This is a genomic window from Aminobacter sp. J41, from assembly GCF_000526635.1.
Taxonomy (GTDB): domain Bacteria; phylum Pseudomonadota; class Alphaproteobacteria; order Rhizobiales; family Rhizobiaceae; genus Aerobium.
In genome coordinates this window covers 228834-244466 of the sequence record NZ_JAGL01000001.1, presented here as the reverse complement: position 1 = coordinate 244466, position 15633 = coordinate 228834, and the positions used below count along the sequence as shown (strand labels likewise).

The 15633-nt window shown below is 64.8% G+C and carries 15 protein-coding genes; 12 read left to right on the top strand and 3 right to left on the bottom strand.

The annotated features are described in order from the left end of the window. Positions 1 to 62: 62 nt before the first annotated feature. Both L630_RS0101170 and L630_RS0101165 read right to left on the bottom strand, forming a co-directional pair. Positions 63 to 317 carry a DUF1150 family protein gene (locus tag L630_RS0101170; protein WP_024846457.1) on the bottom strand — a complete coding sequence of 85 codons (255 nt, stop codon included), beginning with the start codon at positions 315 to 317 and terminating at the stop codon, positions 63 to 65. 75 nt (positions 318 to 392) lie between these two features. After that, positions 393 to 818 (bottom strand): Hsp20 family protein, encoded by a 426-nt coding sequence (locus L630_RS0101165; protein ID WP_024846456.1) that lies wholly within the window; start codon positions 816 to 818, stop codon positions 393 to 395. A 112-nt stretch (positions 819 to 930) separates the two neighbouring features. On the opposite strand from L630_RS0101165, the gene L630_RS0101160 reads away from it, so the two are divergent. Then, the gene (locus L630_RS0101160) at positions 931 to 1872 is read left to right on the top strand and encodes a nucleoside hydrolase (RefSeq protein ID WP_024846455.1); all 942 of its coding nucleotides are present in this window, start codon (positions 931 to 933) and stop codon (positions 1870 to 1872) included. A 592-nt stretch (positions 1873 to 2464) separates the two neighbouring features. On the opposite strand, the gene hrcA is transcribed toward L630_RS0101160, so the two are convergent. After that, the gene (gene hrcA, locus L630_RS0101150) at positions 2465 to 3535 is read right to left on the bottom strand and encodes a heat-inducible transcriptional repressor HrcA (protein ID WP_024846454.1); all 1071 of its coding nucleotides are present in this window, start codon (positions 3533 to 3535) and stop codon (positions 2465 to 2467) included. A gap of 134 nt (positions 3536 to 3669) precedes the next feature. On the opposite strand from hrcA, the gene rph reads away from it, so the two are divergent. From rph to L630_RS0101095, 11 genes are all read left to right on the top strand, one after another. After that, a complete protein-coding gene (rph, locus tag L630_RS0101145) occupies positions 3670 to 4386 on the top strand; it encodes a ribonuclease PH (RefSeq protein ID WP_024846453.1) in 717 nt (238 codons plus the stop codon). A 2-nt stretch (positions 4387 to 4388) separates the two neighbouring features. After that, the gene (locus L630_RS0101140) at positions 4389 to 4799 is read left to right on the top strand and encodes a VOC family protein (protein WP_024846452.1); all 411 of its coding nucleotides are present in this window, start codon (positions 4389 to 4391) and stop codon (positions 4797 to 4799) included. Next, positions 4799 to 5446 carry a non-canonical purine NTP pyrophosphatase gene (locus L630_RS0101135; RefSeq protein ID WP_024846451.1) on the top strand — a complete coding sequence of 216 codons (648 nt, stop codon included), beginning with the start codon at positions 4799 to 4801 and terminating at the stop codon, positions 5444 to 5446. The genes L630_RS0101140 and L630_RS0101135 overlap by 1 nt, the downstream gene beginning before the upstream one ends. A gap of 446 nt (positions 5447 to 5892) precedes the next feature. Beyond that, positions 5893 to 7041 carry a radical SAM family heme chaperone HemW gene (hemW, locus tag L630_RS0101130; RefSeq protein WP_024846450.1) on the top strand — a complete coding sequence of 383 codons (1149 nt, stop codon included), beginning with the start codon at positions 5893 to 5895 and terminating at the stop codon, positions 7039 to 7041. Positions 7042 to 7044: 3 nt separating this feature from the next. Then, positions 7045 to 7941 carry a 16S rRNA (cytidine(1402)-2'-O)-methyltransferase gene (gene rsmI / locus L630_RS0101125; RefSeq protein WP_024846449.1) on the top strand — a complete coding sequence of 299 codons (897 nt, stop codon included), beginning with the start codon at positions 7045 to 7047 and terminating at the stop codon, positions 7939 to 7941. Next, the gene (locus L630_RS0101120) at positions 7931 to 8305 is read left to right on the top strand and encodes a YraN family protein (protein ID WP_024846448.1); all 375 of its coding nucleotides are present in this window, start codon (positions 7931 to 7933) and stop codon (positions 8303 to 8305) included. Before rsmI ends, L630_RS0101120 begins: the two co-directional genes overlap by 11 nt. 91 nt (positions 8306 to 8396) lie before the next feature. Continuing rightward, positions 8397 to 9224 (top strand): cyclase family protein, encoded by an 828-nt coding sequence (locus L630_RS0101115; protein WP_024846447.1) that lies wholly within the window; start codon positions 8397 to 8399, stop codon positions 9222 to 9224. Further along, positions 9113 to 12151 carry a [protein-PII] uridylyltransferase gene (locus tag L630_RS0101110; RefSeq protein WP_280940231.1) on the top strand — a complete coding sequence of 1013 codons (3039 nt, stop codon included), beginning with the start codon at positions 9113 to 9115 and terminating at the stop codon, positions 12149 to 12151. The genes L630_RS0101115 and L630_RS0101110 overlap by 112 nt, the downstream gene beginning before the upstream one ends. 33 nt (positions 12152 to 12184) lie before the next feature. Next, positions 12185 to 13789 carry a murein biosynthesis integral membrane protein MurJ gene (murJ, locus tag L630_RS0101105; protein ID WP_024846445.1) on the top strand — a complete coding sequence of 535 codons (1605 nt, stop codon included), beginning with the start codon at positions 12185 to 12187 and terminating at the stop codon, positions 13787 to 13789. 75 nt (positions 13790 to 13864) lie between these two features. Beyond that, positions 13865 to 14932, top strand: coding sequence for a tryptophan--tRNA ligase (gene trpS, locus L630_RS0101100; protein WP_024846444.1), 1068 nt, complete (start codon positions 13865 to 13867; stop codon positions 14930 to 14932). 96 nt (positions 14933 to 15028) lie between these two features. Next, on the top strand, positions 15029 to 15520 hold the full coding sequence (locus L630_RS0101095) for a universal stress protein (protein ID WP_024846443.1): 492 nt from the start codon (positions 15029 to 15031) through the stop codon (positions 15518 to 15520). Positions 15521 to 15633 lie beyond the last annotated feature (113 nt).

Sequence of the window (15633 nt, the reverse complement as noted above, 5' to 3'; positions counted from 1 at the left end):
GATTTACAGAAAGATATGACGGCGGCCCGGGCTAACGCCGGGGCCGTCGCTGTCATTTGAGCTTAGTGGATGCTCACGGGGATGAGGTCGTTCTGCCTTGCCCCGGCAATGGCTGCATCACGTGCGTCGGTGAGCATGATAGGCGTGCCATTGGCGGCAAAGACGGCCCAGAGGCGGATGCCGGGTGCCATTTTTGGCATGCCAGGGAACTTGCCGACCAGGTCCTCGCTGTTCATCTCACGCAGATAGGCGACCGAGCCCTCGCCCAGACCAGCCAGTTCCGCGTCTGACAGGACGTTCTTGTCAATTTCATTCATGTCAGCCTCCTGATCCTGCGGAGTGTCATCATGACCAACCCGCATAAGAGCCGTTGGTTCCGGTAGAGACCGGAGTCAGTCTGCCACTGAAATGTTTATTTTCCGTACGAGCCTTTCTGGTTCCGGCCGGTCGAGATCGATCGCGAGCAGGCCGTTCCTGAGCTCCGCGCCCGCCACCTTCATGCCGTCCGCCAGGACGAAAATCCGCTGGAACTGGCGCGCCGCGATGCCGCGATGCAGGAATTCCCGCTCGGTATCGTCGTTCTGGCGGCCGCGGACCACGAGCTCATTATCCTCGACAGTCACTTCCAGGTCGGATTCGGAAAATCCTGCAACCGCAAGGGTGATACGCAGACGGTCGCCGGAGCCGTTTGTGCCGCGCAGCCGCTCGATGTTGTAGGGCGGATATCCGTCGCCACTCTTGGCGACGCGTTCCAGCGTCTTCTCGATCGTATCGAACCCGAGCAGAAGCGGGCTCGAGAATGGCGTCATACGGGTCATTTACGTGTCCTCAGTGAGCGACGTTGGAGGGTGAAAACCCAGATGGCATTTCCACCCGTGCCACTGATATGGTCTGACTCCAATTCGAGTTCAAGACAGGTATGGGGGCAACATGAGCGAGCCGCGCAAGATCATCATCGACACCGATCCGGGGCAGGACGACGCCGTGGCAATCCTGTTGGCGCTGGCAAGTCCCGAACTCGAAGTGCTTGGAATTACTGCGGTTGCCGGCAACGTTCCGCTGGCACTGACCGAGAAGAACGCGCGCAAGATCTGCGAGCTCGCCGGTCGCACGGATGTGCCGGTCTTCGCCGGTGCCGTGCGCCCGCTCACCCGCCGGCTGGTCACCGCCGAGCATGTCCACGGCCGCACCGGCCTCGACGGTCCGGACCTGCCGGAACCCGCCATGAAGCTGCAGGACAAGTACGCCGTCGACTTCATCGTCGAGACGCTGATGGGCGAGCCCGACGGCGCCGTCACCCTCTGCGTTCTCGGCCCCCTCACCAACATCGCGCTCGCGATGATCCGCGAGCCGGCGATCGTTTCGCGCATCCGCGAGATCGTGCTGATGGGCGGCGGCTATTTCGAGCAGGGCAACGTCACGCCGTCTGCCGAGTTCAACATCTATGTCGACCCGCAGGCAGCCGAGGTCGTGTTCAAGTCCGGCGTGCCGATCGTGATGATGCCGCTCGATGTCACTCACAAGGCGCTGACCACCAATGCGCGCGTTGCCGCCATCCGCGACCTTGGCACGCCGGTCGGCCTTGCGACCGCGCAGCTCCTCGACTTCTTCGACCGCTATGACGAACAGAAATACGGCACCGATGGCGGCCCGCTGCACGACCCGTGCGTGATCGCTTACCTGCTGAAGCCGGAACTCTTCTCCGGCCGCCACTGCAACGTCGAGATCGAGACGTCGTCGGAACTTACCATGGGCGCCACCGTCGTCGACTGGTGGGGCGTCACCGACCGCCCGAAGAACGCACTCGTCATGCGCGACATCGACGCCGATGGCTTCTTCACGCTGCTGACGGAGAGGTTGGCGCGGCTGTAGGGCCTCCGCCACCGACCAACTTCTGGGTGGCTGGCGCAGCTCTGACACCGGGCGGCTCACCCCGCCGCCTCGCAGCTCAAGAAGCCAGATTTGCCTGCTCCGGAGGATGAGACGTTCCGGAATGGATACCGCGGTCGAGACGTGGCATGACGAGGCGGAGAGGGTGGCGCACATCGACAAACGCATGCCTGTGCCTTGGTGCGGCAACGGTACTGGCACTCAATGACATCTCGAATTTCTTCAAAATCGCTCTCCATCGTCATCCTCGGCTTGAGCCGAGGATCCATGCCTGAACGTCTCTGGTAGAGCACGCGGCAGCCACCTGCACGCCACGGATCCTCCCCCCATTTATGGGGAGGGGGACCATGCGAAGCATGGTGGAGGGGGCTACCGGGTTCGGCGCTAACCACGGAGGTCAACGCCCGCCCTCGGACGGGCCAACCTCGCTTATCCGGCGCCGAACCTGTCCATGGCCGAGAAATATCGTCCATAGACGTCGTCGGGAAGCGGTCCAAGCCCGAAGGCGGCGGCGGTCGGACCAGCAACTGTCAATAGGCCGTGCCGAGTGCCCGCCCCTCCCACGCGCCGCCCGCTACCGCAGCATCCGGCTGATCATCTGCGCGGTATAATCCACCATCGGCACGATGCGGGCGTAGTTGAGCCGGGTCGGGCCGATGACGCCGAGGGCGCCGATGACGCGCGAGTCCTTGTCGCGGTAAGGCGCGACGATGAGCGAGGAGCCGGACAGCGAGAACAGCTTGTTCTCCGAGCCGATAAAGATGCGAACGCCCTCGCCCTCCTCGGCGAGCCCGAGCAGCTGCAGCAGCCCTTCCTTGGTTTCGAGGTCGTCGAACAGGTGGCGCACGAGGTCAAGCTCGGCCTGCGCCGAGATATTTTCAAGGAGGTTCGCATGCCCGCGCACGATGAGGCGTGCCGGAAGCTCGCCCTCGGTGCCGGCCCAGACGGCCAGCCCGCGCTCGACGAGATCCTGCGACAGCGCGTCGAGCGCGGCCTTCGTCTCTTCCTTAAGCCTTGCGATCTCGGTTTTCACCTCGGCGAGCGTGCGGCCGCGCAGATGCGCGTTGAGGAAATTCGACGCCTCGTTGAGCTGCGAGGCGGTGATGCCGGCCGGCAGCTCGATGACGCGGTTTTCCACGTCGCCGTTCTGCGACACCAGCACCGCCAGCGCCTTGGTGCTTTCCAGCTGGATGAACTCGATGTGCTTGAGCGGCACTTCCGCCTTGGCGGTGACGACGAGGCCCGCGCCGCGCGACATGCCGGACAGCATCTGGGTCGCCTCGGTGAGCATGTGCTCGAGCGAAGACCCTTTGCCGGAGGCGCGCACCTGCGCCTCGATCATGCGCCGCTCCTGGTCGGCAAGGTCGCCGATTTCGAGGAAGGCATCGACGAAGAAGCGCAGACCAGCCTGGGTCGGCAGGCGGCCAGCCGACACGTGCGGCGCGTAGACCAGTCCGAGATGCTCGAGGTCACTCATCACGTTGCGGATCGTCGCCGGCGACAGCGACTGCGGCAGGAGACGCGACAGGTGGCGCGAGCCCATCGGTTCGCCGTCACGCAGATAGGACTCGACGATCATCCGGAAGATCTCGCGCGAGCGTGCGTCGAGCGACTGCAATTGCTGATCGACCAACGGTTTTGTCATCGCGTTTCTCTGGTTCCTTCAAACCGTTGATATAATGGCGCGGCGGCGCAACGCAAAGCAACGTCGATGCTCGCGCATTGCGCCCGGAGCGAGGCGCGGTTACAAGCCGGGACACATCAAACAGGATCTTTACCATGCGGCCATCCAAGCGCCAGCCCGACGAGATGCGGGCGATCTCCTTCGAATGCAATGTCTCCAAGCATGCCGAAGGCTCCTGCCTCGTGCGCTTCGGCGACACCCACGTGCTGTGCACGGCGAGCCTCGAGGAGCGCGTTCCGTCCTGGCTGCGCAATTCCGGCAAGGGCTGGGTGACCGCCGAATACGGCATGCTGCCGCGCTCGACGGGCGAGCGCATGCGCCGCGAGGCATCGTCCGGCAAGCAAGGCGGCCGCACGCTGGAAATCCAGCGCCTGATCGGCCGCTCGCTGCGCGCCGTCGTCGACCTGCAGGCGCTGGGCGAGGTGCAGATCACCGTCGACTGCGACGTGATCCAGGCCGATGGCGGCACCCGCACCGCGGCGATCACCGGCGGCTTCATTGCCCTGCACGACTGCCTCAAGTGGATGGAGGCACGGCAGATGATCAGCGTCCAGCGCGTGCTCAAGGATCACGTCGCCGCGATCTCCTGCGGCATCTATGACGGCGTACCGGTGATCGATCTCGACTACGCCGAGGATTCGTCGGCCCAGACCGACGCCAACTTCGTGATGACCGGAAAGGGCGGTATCGTTGAGGTTCAGGGCACGGCCGAAGGCGAGCCGTTCTCGGAAGAAGAATTCGCCGCGCTGCTGGCTCTGGCAAAGAACGGCATCGCGCGTCTGGTCAACCTGCAGAAGATGGCGATAGCATAGACATGATTCCAACAGGCATCCTCGAAACTGCTCTCTACGTCGACGACCTCGACAAGGCCGTCGAATTTTACGGTGGCGTCCTTGGCCTGCAGTTGCTGGGCCGCCTGGAAAATCGCCACGCCTTCTTCCGCTGCGGGGACGGCGTGCTGCTGCTTTTCAATCCGGCAGAGACCGAAAAGCCGTTTGCGGTGGATGCCCGGCTTCCGGTTCCGCCGCACGGGGCGCGCGGTCCCGGCCACATGTGCTTCCGTGGCACCGCGGAAGACCTGGTGAAGATGAAGGCGCATCTGGAATCGCAGGGCGTCGAAGTCGAAGCGGAGCTCGAATGGCCCAATGGCGGGCGCTCCATCTACTTCCGCGATCCGGCGGGCAATTCGCTGGAGATGGCCGAACCAAGGATATGGGGATTTTGATGCGCAAATTCGAAGGTGGCAAGCTGGTGGTCGCGAGCCACAACAAGGGCAAGATCGCGGAAATCGCCGAGCTGATTGGCCCCTTCGGCATCGAGGCCAAGTCGGCCGCCGACTTCAACCTGCCCGAGCCTGAGGAAACCGGCACCACCTTCGAGCAGAATGCTTACATCAAGGCCTTCGCGGCCGCCTCGGCGACCGGCCTGCCGGCGCTGTCGGACGACAGCGGTCTGGTGGTCGATGCGCTCGGCGGCGCGCCGGGCGTCTACACCGCCGACTGGGCGGAGACCGGCAACGGCCGCGACTTCGACATGGCGATGCGCAAGGTCGAGCACCTTCTGCAGCAGGAAGGCGCCACGACGCCCGACAAGCGCACCGGCCGTTTCGTTGCCGTGTTGTGCCTCGCCTGGCCGGACGGCCATGCCGAGTATTTTCGTGGCGAGGTCGAGGGCACGCTGGTCTGGCCGCCGCGCGGCGAGCGCGGATTTGGCTACGATCCGGTGTTCATGCCCGATGGCTATGACGAAACCTTTGGCGAGATGCCGGCCTCGAAGAAACATTCGTGGGAAGCAGGTCGCGGCGACCTTGGCCTTTCCCACCGTGCCCGCGCCTTCGCGAAATTCGCCAAGGCGATGCTTGGAGCGGAATAGGTGAGCAAAACCGCAGTGCCAGGACGTGTGGCGTTGGATGGCGCAGAAATGTTGGCACCCCCACCCCTGACCCCTCCCCACAAGGGGGAGGGGAATTCTGGTGTGCCTGTCATGCCGGCAGGGTCGATCCCGTCTTTTTCGCGCACACGTCCTTCCGTCGCTTGGAAGAGCCGCCTCCTGAACGGGAGGCGCTTTCTGAACAGGGACCATTTTCTGGAGCCTCTTCGCCCCGCCAGCGGCTTTGCATCGGCGGTGACGCTGACTGCGAAAACGGTGAGGTTCACGACGAATGTCGGGCTCGAGTTGCGGAACCCTTCCCAATTCCCCTCCCCCTTGTGGGGAGGGGTAAGGGGTGGGGGTAACCTCGCGCCGGCGGCTGCGGCCTTGAGACTAAGGGCCGGCGTTTCTTTCCGGCCATCAGCACTCTTTTCCTCAGGGGAGCCGCGATGAGCGATCCCGGTTTCGGCGTCTACATCCACTGGCCGTTTTGTGCGGCCAAGTGCCCGTATTGCGACTTCAACAGCCACGTCCGGCACCGGCCGGTCGATCAGGAGCGCTTTGCGGCCGCGTTCGACCGCGAGATGGCAACGATGCGCGAGCGCAGCGGCCCGCGCACCGTGACGTCGATCTTCCTTGGCGGCGGCACACCGTCGCTGATGAAGCCGGAAACCGTGGCCGCTGTCCTCGACAGCGTGGCGAAATACTGGGACGTGCCGGACGGCATCGAAGTCACGCTGGAAGCCAATCCGTCCTCCGTCGAGGCTGAGCGTTTCCGCGGCTACCGGGCCGCCGGCGTCAACCGCGTCTCGCTGGGCGTGCAGGCGCTGAATGACGCGGACCTGCGCTTCCTTGGCCGCCTGCACGACGTCGAGCAGGCACTGGGCGCAATCCGCCTTGCGCGAGAAACGTTTCCGCGGCTTTCCTTCGACCTGATCTATGCGCGGCCCGGCCAGACGCTCGACGCGTGGCAGGCGGAGCTTGAGCAGGCGATCAGCTACGCCGTCGACCACCTGTCGCTCTACCAGCTCACCATTGAGGAAGGCACGCGCTTCTTCACCCTGCATCAGGCGGGAAAATTCGTGATGCCGGAGCCGGAGCTCTCGGCGGACCTCTATCGCCTGACGCAGGAGGTGACGGCCGCGCACGGCCTTCCGGCCTATGAAATTTCCAATCATGCGAAGCCCGGCGCGGAAAGCCGCCACAACCTCGTCTACTGGCGCTATGGCGAATATGTCGGCATCGGCCCCGGCGCGCATGGCCGCTTCATCGAGCATGGCCGCCGCACCGTCACCTTCACCGAGCGCCTGCCGGAGCGCTGGCTCGACCTCGTCGAACTCAAGGGCCACGGTGTCATCGGCGGCGAGGTGCTGACCCGCTCGGAAGAAGCCGACGAGTATCTTTTGATGGGCCTGCGCCTCACCGAAGGCATCGACCTTGCTCGCTACGAGGCGCTGGCGGGACGCCCGCTGTCTTCGCGGCGCATCTCCACCCTGCAGGACGAAGGCGTCGTCGCCCCGGTCGGCAATTCGCGTTTGCGTGCAACCCCTGCGGGCATGATCGTGCTCGACGCGGTGGTCGCCGATCTGGCACGATAGGCCATGAGCGACGAAGAGAAGCCCCGCAGCTACGTCATCGGCCAGAGCAACTTCACCGCCCGCCCGTTGGAGCCGGCGCTGTATCTGGTTGCAACGCCGATCGGCAACATGGCCGACATCACCATCCGCGCGCTGGAGACGCTGGCGGCTGCCGACGTGCTGGCGTGCGAGGACACGCGCGTCACGCGCAAGCTGCTCGACCGCTATGGCATCCGCCGCCGCTCGACGCCCTATCACGAGCACAACGCGGCAGAAGCCGGCCCGCGCCTGGTCGGGGCCGTCATTTCGGGCCAGAGCGTGGCACTGGTTTCCGACGCCGGCACGCCGCTCGTCTCTGATCCGGGCTACCGCCTGGCTTCTGAAGTCATCGCTGCTGGCGGCCGCGTCATCCCGATCCCGGGCCCGTCGGCGCTGCTGCCGGCGATTTCCGCTGCGGGGCTGCCGTCCGACGCCTTTTTCTTTGCGGGCTTCTTGCCGTCGAAGGCCGGCCAGCGCCGCACGCGGCTGGAAGAGCTGAAGAACGTGCCGGGCACGCTGGTCTTCTATGAATCGCCGCGCCGCGTCGCCGAAAGCCTCGCCGCCATGGCCGAGGTGCTGGGCGACCGGCCAGCAGCCGTCTGCCGCGAGCTGACCAAGGCCTTCGAGGAATTCCGCCGCGGCTCGCTTGCCTCGCTCGCCGCGGCCTATGCGGACGAAGACACGCCGAAGGGCGAGATCGTCGTCTGCGTCGCTCCGCCCGGAGAGGCGCAGGACGAGGTCGAGGACATCGACTCACTGCTCCTTTCGCTCGCCGAAGAGATGGGCGCGTCGAAGGCGGCTGCGGAAGCCGCGAAGATGACGGGCGCGAGAAAATCCGATCTCTACCGCCGCCTCATGGAACTGAAAGGCGATGCCGGCTGACGGGCGCACCAGCCGGCAGCTGCACGAGCGTCGCGGCCATCGCGGCGAATGGATCGCCTGTCTTGCTCTGATGCTGAAGGGCTTTCGCATCCTCGAGCGCCGCTACCGCACGAAGCTCGGCGAGATCGACATTATTGCGCGGCGCGGTGACCTCGTCGCCATTGTTGAGGTCAAGGTGCGGCCAACGCTCATCGAGGCGATGGAAGCGATCGGCCGCGCAAGCGAGCGCCGGATCGAGGCCGCTGCCGACCTCTGGCTCTCCCGCCAGCCGGATCATGCGCGCCTGTCTTTGCGCTTCGACATGGTGGCCGTGCTGCCCTGGCGCTGGCCGGTGCATGTCGAGAATGTATTTTACGGCAACTAACCTTCCGCAACGGAAAGCATTTTCTTGCGCGGCTCAGTTCCTCGCGACATTCTCCTGTTTGTCGTTAGACAAACCGGAGGGTTCATAAGAAATGTGCCACCATTGCGTTATGGAGACGGTCAAGTCGCGGATGCTCAGCCGCCGGGACCTTTTCCGCGGCAGTGCCGCCGCTGCAGGGGCTGCCGCCCTTGCCTCCGTATCCGCGCCGCCGCGGGCTGAAGCCCAGCCTGCGACCGCCTCCAAGTGGGTGGATCTCACCCACGAACTGCACCAGGACTTCCCGACCTTCAGCGGGGAGCCGAACATCTGGCTCGAGCCGAAGTACAAGATCGACGGAGACGGCTACAACCTGAACTACTGGAAGCTCGAGGAGCACTGCGGCACCCACATGGATGCGCCGCTGCACTTCTCGAAGGACGGGCGTTCGGTCGCCGAACTCGAAGTCGGCGAGCTCGTGGCCCCGCTGGTCATCATCGACATCCGCGAGAAAGCCTCCCAGAATCCGGATGCCCAGGTGACCCCGGAAGACATCGACGTATGGGTGTCGAAGAATGGCGACATCCCGCAGGGCGCGTGCGTCGCGATGCTGTCGGGCTGGTCCGAGAAGGTCAACAGCAAGGAATTCCGCAACGCCGACGACAAGGGCGTGATGCATTTCCCGGCCTTCCACGTCGAGGCGACCAACAAGCTGCTCGAGGAAAACCGCGCCGCTGCAATCGCGGTCGACACGCTGTCGCTCGACTTCGGCCCGTCGCCGGACTTCGCGGTCCACTACTCGTGGCTGCCGGCCGGCCGCTTCGGCATCGAGTGCGTCGCCAACCTAGACCAGCTGCCGGCTGCGGGCGCGACCATCGTTATCGGCGCGCCGAAAATACGCCAGGCCACCGGTGGCCCGGCGCGCGTATTCGCCTTCTACTGAGGCGTGTTAAACCAAGGGGCGCGGTTCGTTTCGGGCCGCGCCCCTTTGTGATCGTGCCCGGGTGCGGGGCTCTGTTCCAGGCGCACAAATCGCGGTATAGAGCCGCATCCACCCGGACGCGGGAACGCATGGCAAAGATCCCCCTTAATCTTGAACAGATCGTCGATGGTCAGGCACTGCGGCGAGAACTCTCCGAACTCACGGCCGCGCATGGCGGCAGCGGCGCCTCGCTTGAGGTCCGCAAGGCCGCCCTCGCGCTCCTGAAGGAGCACCTCGCGCGCGGCCGCGCCGCAGCCGAAGCGATGCTGACGAAGGACGGCAGCGGTACCGCCTGCGCCGAGCGCCTCTCGCATCTGATGGACGAGGTCATCACCTCGCTCTATCACTTCGCCAGCGAGCACGTGTACTGCTCGAACAATCATTCGACCGCCGAGCGCATGAGCGTCGTTGCCGTGGGCGGCTATGGCCGCGGCACGCTGGCGCCGGGCTCAGACATCGACCTCCTGTTCGTGCTGCCCTACAAGCAGACGCCGTGGGGGGAGCAGGTCGCCGAATACATCCTTTATCTCCTCTGGGATCTCGGCCTGAAGGTCGGCCATGCGACGCGCAACCTCGACGACTGCGTGCGCCTGTCGCTAACGGACGTCACCATCCGCACCTCGATCCTCGAGGCCCGCTTCATCGTCGGCGACGATAAGCTGTTCAACGAGCTGATCACCCGCTTCGATGAGGAAGTGGTCAAGGATACCGGCCCGGCCTTCGTCCAGGCCAAGCTCGCCGAGCGCGACGAGCGCCACGCGCGCGGCGGCGAGAGCCGCTATCTCGTCGAGCCGAACGTCAAGGAAGGCAAGGGCGGCCTGCGCGACCTGCAGACGCTGTTCTGGATCGGCAAATACTTTTACCGCGTCCCCACCGCCGAGGAGCTGGTTGGCAAGGGGGTGTTCACCCGCGCCGAGTTCAACCAATTCCGCAAGTGCGAGGATTTCCTCTGGGCGGTGCGCTGCCACATGCACTTCCTCACCGGCCGCGCAGAAGAGCGCCTGCACTTCGACATCCAGCGCGAGATCGCCCAGCGCCTCGGCTACACCCGCCATCCCGGCCTTTCCGCCGTCGAGCGCTTCATGAAGCACTACTTCCTGATCGCGAAAACGGTGGGCGACCTCACCCGCATCTTCTGCGCCGCGCTCGAGGAAGAGCAGGCCAAGCACGTGCCGGGCTTCGACCGCATCTTCCTCAACTTCTCGCGCCGCAAGCGCAAGCTCGCCGGCACCTCCGACTTCATCGTCGACAACCACCGCATCAACGTGGCCGACGAGGAGGTGTTCAAGCGCGACCCGGTCAACATGCTGCGGCTGTTCTGGTTTGCCGACAAGCACGGCCTCGAGTTCCACCCCGACGCGCTCAAGCTGCTTACCCGCTCGCTCAAGCTCGTCGACCGTAACCTGCGCCGCAACAAGGAAGCCAACCAGCTGTTCATGGACGTGCTCACGTCCGATCGCGACCCGGAGCTCAACATGCGCCGGATGAACGAGGCGGGATTGCTCGGCAAGCTCATCCCCGACTTCAACAAGATCGTCGCGATGATGCAGTTCAATATGTACCACCACTACACGGTGGACGAGCATCTGTTGCGTTGCGTCGGGGTTCTGTCGCAGATCGAGAAGGGCGAGGCGGAGGACATTCATCCGCTGACACATGGCCTGGTCCCGAGCCTCAAGGCCCACCGCAAGCTGCTCTACGTCGCGGTCCTGTTCCACGACATCGCCAAGGGCCGCCCGGAGGACCACTCCGAAGCAGGCGCGAAGATCGCGCGCCGGCTCTGCCCGCACATGGGCTTCTCCGCCGCCGACACCGAGACGATCGCCTGGCTGATCGAGAACCACCTCGTCATGTCGATGACGGCGCAGACCCGCGACCTCAACGACCGCAAGACGATCCAGGATTTTGCCGACGTCGTGCAGTCGGTCGAGCGGCTGAAGCTGCTGCTGGTGCTCACCGTCTGCGACATCCGCGGCGTCGGCCCCGGCGTCTGGAACGGCTGGAAGGGCCAGCTGCTGCGCACCCTCTATTTCGAGACCGAGCTGCAGCTCACCGGCGGCTTCTCCGAAATGTCGCGTTCCAAGCGCGCGCAGATCGCCCGCGAGGAGCTCGATGCGGCCCTCGCCAACTGGGACGAGGAAGAGCGCAAGCGCTACACCCGCCTGTTCTATGACAACTACATGCTGACGGTGGACCTGCCCGACCAGATCCGCCACGTCGAGTTCATCCGCGACGCGGACAAGGCCGGCCGCAGGCTCGCGACCGCCGTGCGCACGCTGCAGTTCGAGGGCGTCACCGAGATCACGGTGCTCGCGCCCGACCATCCGCGCCTTCTGTCGATCATCGCGGGTGCCTGCGCGGCAGCGGGCGGCAACATCGTCGACGCGCAGATCTTCACGACTTCAGACGGCCGCGCGCTCGACACCATCCTCATCAGCCGCGAGTTCGACATGGATGAGGACGAGACGCGCCGCGGCCAGCGCGTCGGCAAGCTGATCGAGGACGTTTTGTCAGGCAAGACCTGGCTGCCGGAGATGATCGAGAAGCGCACCAAGCCGAAGCGGGGCTCGAAGGCGTTCCAGATCGAGCCGCGCGTCGACATCGGTAACACGCTGTCCAACCGCTTTTCGGTGATCGAGGTGGAGGGTCTCGACCGTCCGGGCCTCTTGTCCGAGATCACCCGCGCGATCTCCGACCTGTCGCTCGACATTGCGTCGGCCCACATCACCACCTTCGGCGAGAAGGTGATCGACACATTCTACGTCACCGACCTCACCGGCCAGAAAATCGACAATCCGACCCGGCAGGACAAGATCAGGCAGAGCCTGATCGCGGTCCTGGCGGGCGAGAGCCGGCGCGCCTCGGCTTCCCCGACCGTGGCGGCATAAGCCCGTGTTGAACCCTCGATCCAGAGCGACTCGATGAGCCTCGTCCAGAAATTCGCCACTGTCGGCGGCGCAACGACCATCAGCCGGATCGTCGGCTTCGTGCGCGAGGCGCTGATCGGCGCAGCCCTTGGCGCGGGGCCGATGGCGGACGCCTTCTACGCGGCGTTCCGCTTCCCGAACCTCTTCCGTCGCCTGTTTGCGGAAGGCGCGTTCAACTCGGCCTTCATCCCGCTCTTCGCCAAGGAGCTGGAAGGCGGCGGCCACGAGGCGGCGAAGAAGTTCTCCGAGCAGGTGCTGTCGGTGCTGACCGCCTGGCTGCTCTTGCTCTCGGGCGTTGCCATCATCCTGATGCCGCTGCTCACGCGCTGGATCATCGCGCCCGGCTTTGCCGACGATCCCGACAAGCTGAACATGACCGTGCTGATGACGCAGATCATGTTCCCGTATCTGCTGTGCATGTCGCTGGTGGCGATGCTGTCGGGCATGCTGAATTCCATGCGGCGCTACTTCCTTGCCGCCTTCGTGCCGATCCTGCTCAACGCGGGCATGATCGGCGCCCTCGCCATCAGCCTCACCATGGGCATGGACGAGCGCCAGACCGGCCTGCTGCTGTCGTGGGGCGTGATCCTGTCGGGCTTTGCCCAGCTTGGCTGGCTCTACTGGGCGGTACGCCGCGAAGGTTTTCCGATGCGGATTCGCCGGCCGAGCCTGACGCCGGACGTCAAGAAGCTGCTGATCCTGATGGGCCCGGCGATGCTCACCGGCGGCGCGATGCAGATCAACGTGCTCGTCGGCCAGATCATCGCCTCGTCGCAGGAAGGCGCGATCGCGCTCCTGAACTACGCCGACCGCATCAACCAGCTGCCGCTCGGCATCATCGGCATTGCCGTCGGCGTCGTGCTGTTGCCGGAGCTGTCGCGCGCGCTGAAGGCCGGCGACCATGACGACGCGCAGCACCTGCAGAACCGCTCGCTCGAATTCGCACTCGGCCTGACGCTGCCCGCCGCCGTTGGCTTCATCCTGTTTGCCGGCCCCCTCGTCAACATCGTCTACGAACGCGGCGCCTTCACGCCGGAAACGACTGCCCTGACTGCGTCGGCGCTCGCAGCCTTCGCGACGGGTCTACCGGCCTACGTGCTCATCAAAGTGTTCTCGCCGGCCTATTTCGCCCGCCTCGACATGAAGAGCCCGATGTGGTTCTCGATGATCGCCGTCGTCGTCAACATCGTCGCCAGCATCATCCTGTTCCCGTTCTTCGGCCATGTCGGCATCGCCGCCGCCACTTCCATTGCCTCCTGGGTCAATTTCGGTCTGCTCGCCGTCGTCCTGTGGCATCGCGGCGACTTCCGCCCGTCGCCGACGACGCTACGCCGCGTGGCCATGATCGTTCTTGCCAGCGTTGTCATGGGCGCGGTCGTGCTTGGTCTCGATGCCGCCCTCAGCTCCCTCCTGCGCAACCCGTCGCTTGGCGTGCGTGCGCTGACGGTGTTTGGCATCATCGGCGTCGCCGCCATCGTCTACTTCATCATCGTCATCCTGACCGGCGCCATCGACCGCGACGAGCTGATGGGCGCGCTGCGGCGCCGGCGCAACGCAAAGGCAGCCAGGAAGGCGGAGGTGGCGCCACTTGAACAGTGACATCGCATCCGCCATAAGCCAAACCCGTTCAACTCCTCGCTCAACGAGGCCCTCCACCAGCCCCGGACCACGTTCATGACAAGCTTCAAGCCTCTCGTCTTCTCCGGCGTCCAGCCGACCGGCAATCTCCACCTCGGCAACTATCTAGGCGCGATCCGCAAGTTCGTCGACCTGCAGGAAAGCAACGACTGCATCTACTGCGTCGTTGACCTGCACGCGATCACCGCGCAGCTCGTCCACGGCGACCTCGGCGCCCAGACGCGCTCGATCACCGCGGCATTCCTCGCATCCGGCATCGACCCGAAGAAGCACATCGTCTTCAACCAGGCTCGCGTGCCGCAGCACGCCGAGCTTGCCTGGATCTTCAACTGCGTGGCCCGCATCGGCTGGATGAACCGCATGACGCAGTTCAAGGACAAGGCCGGCAAGGACCGCGAGAACGCTTCGCTTGGCCTGCTCGCCTATCCGAGCCTGATGGCGGCCGACATTCTCGTCTACCGCGCCACCCACGTTCCGGTCGGCGACGACCAGAAGCAGCACCTGGAACTTACCCGCGACATCGCGGCCAAGTTCAACAACGACTTCTCCGAGAAGATCGGCGAGCTGGGCGTCGGCGTCGAAATGCAGGTCGGCGACGAGACGGTCAACGGCTTCTTCCCGATGACCGAGCCGCTGATCGACGGCCCGATCACCCGCGTCATGAGCCTGCGCGACGGCACCAAGAAGATGTCGAAGTCCGACCCGTCGGACCTGTCGCGCATCAATCTCACCGACGATGCCGACACGATCTCCAAGAAGATCAAGAAGGCCAAGACCGACCCGGAGCCGCTGCCGTCCGACATCGAGGGCCTGAAGGGCCGCCCGGAAGCCGAAAATCTCGTCGGCATCTATGCTGCCCTTGCCGGCACCACGCGCGAGCAGGTGATCGCCGATTTCGGCGGCCAGCAGTTCTCGGTCTTCAAGCCGGCACTCGCGGATCTGGCCGTCGACAAGCTCGCGCCGATCGCAACCGAAATGCGCAAGCTCGAGGCTGATCCCGCTTACATCGACTCCGTCCTGCGTGACGGCGGCGAGCGCGCCGGCGCGATCGCGGAGGCGACGATGAAGACGGTCAAGCAGATCGTCGGCCTGCTCGACAACTGATGAAATTTCGGGGCAGGCGGGTGTTGCAACGCGCTTGCCCCGGAACCTGCCGAATGGCAGATTGCACCGGATTGGCGCGGCCAAGCGGGAAAATTCATGGTTTCAAGACGTCTCAGCCGTGAGGCTGGTCACCGGCGAAAGTTCCTCGCCATCGCGGACGGAACCCCGGAATCGGAGCGCGCGATTGCCTACGCGGCCTATCGTGCCAAGGCGACCAACGGCGCGCTCGTCCTCTTGCATGTCATCGAGCCCGGCGACTTTCAGCACTGGCTGGGCGTCGAGCAGATCATGCGTGAGGAGGCGAACGCCGCCGCAAGCAACGCGCTGCATGCGCATGCGGTGAAGGTGCGCGAGACGGTCGGCATCGAACCCGAGCTCGTCATCCGCGAGGGCACCACCAAGGAAGAGATCCACAAGCTGATCGAGGAAGACCAGGACATCGCCATCCTGGTGCTCGCCGCCGGCAACAACAAGGAAGGCCCGGGTCCCTTGGTCACCTCGGTCGCCGGCAAGGGTGCCGCCTTCCCGATCCCCGTCACGGTCGTGCCGATGGGCCTCTCCGACGAGGAAATCGAGAGCTTCACCTGAGCTCGGCCTTCCGCGATTGCTAATTTGCACCCTGATCCCCATATTCGGGTCGATCACGATTGCTCGACCTGCCAATTGCAGCTTGCCGCGCGGCCGGTTGACCATTATTTAGA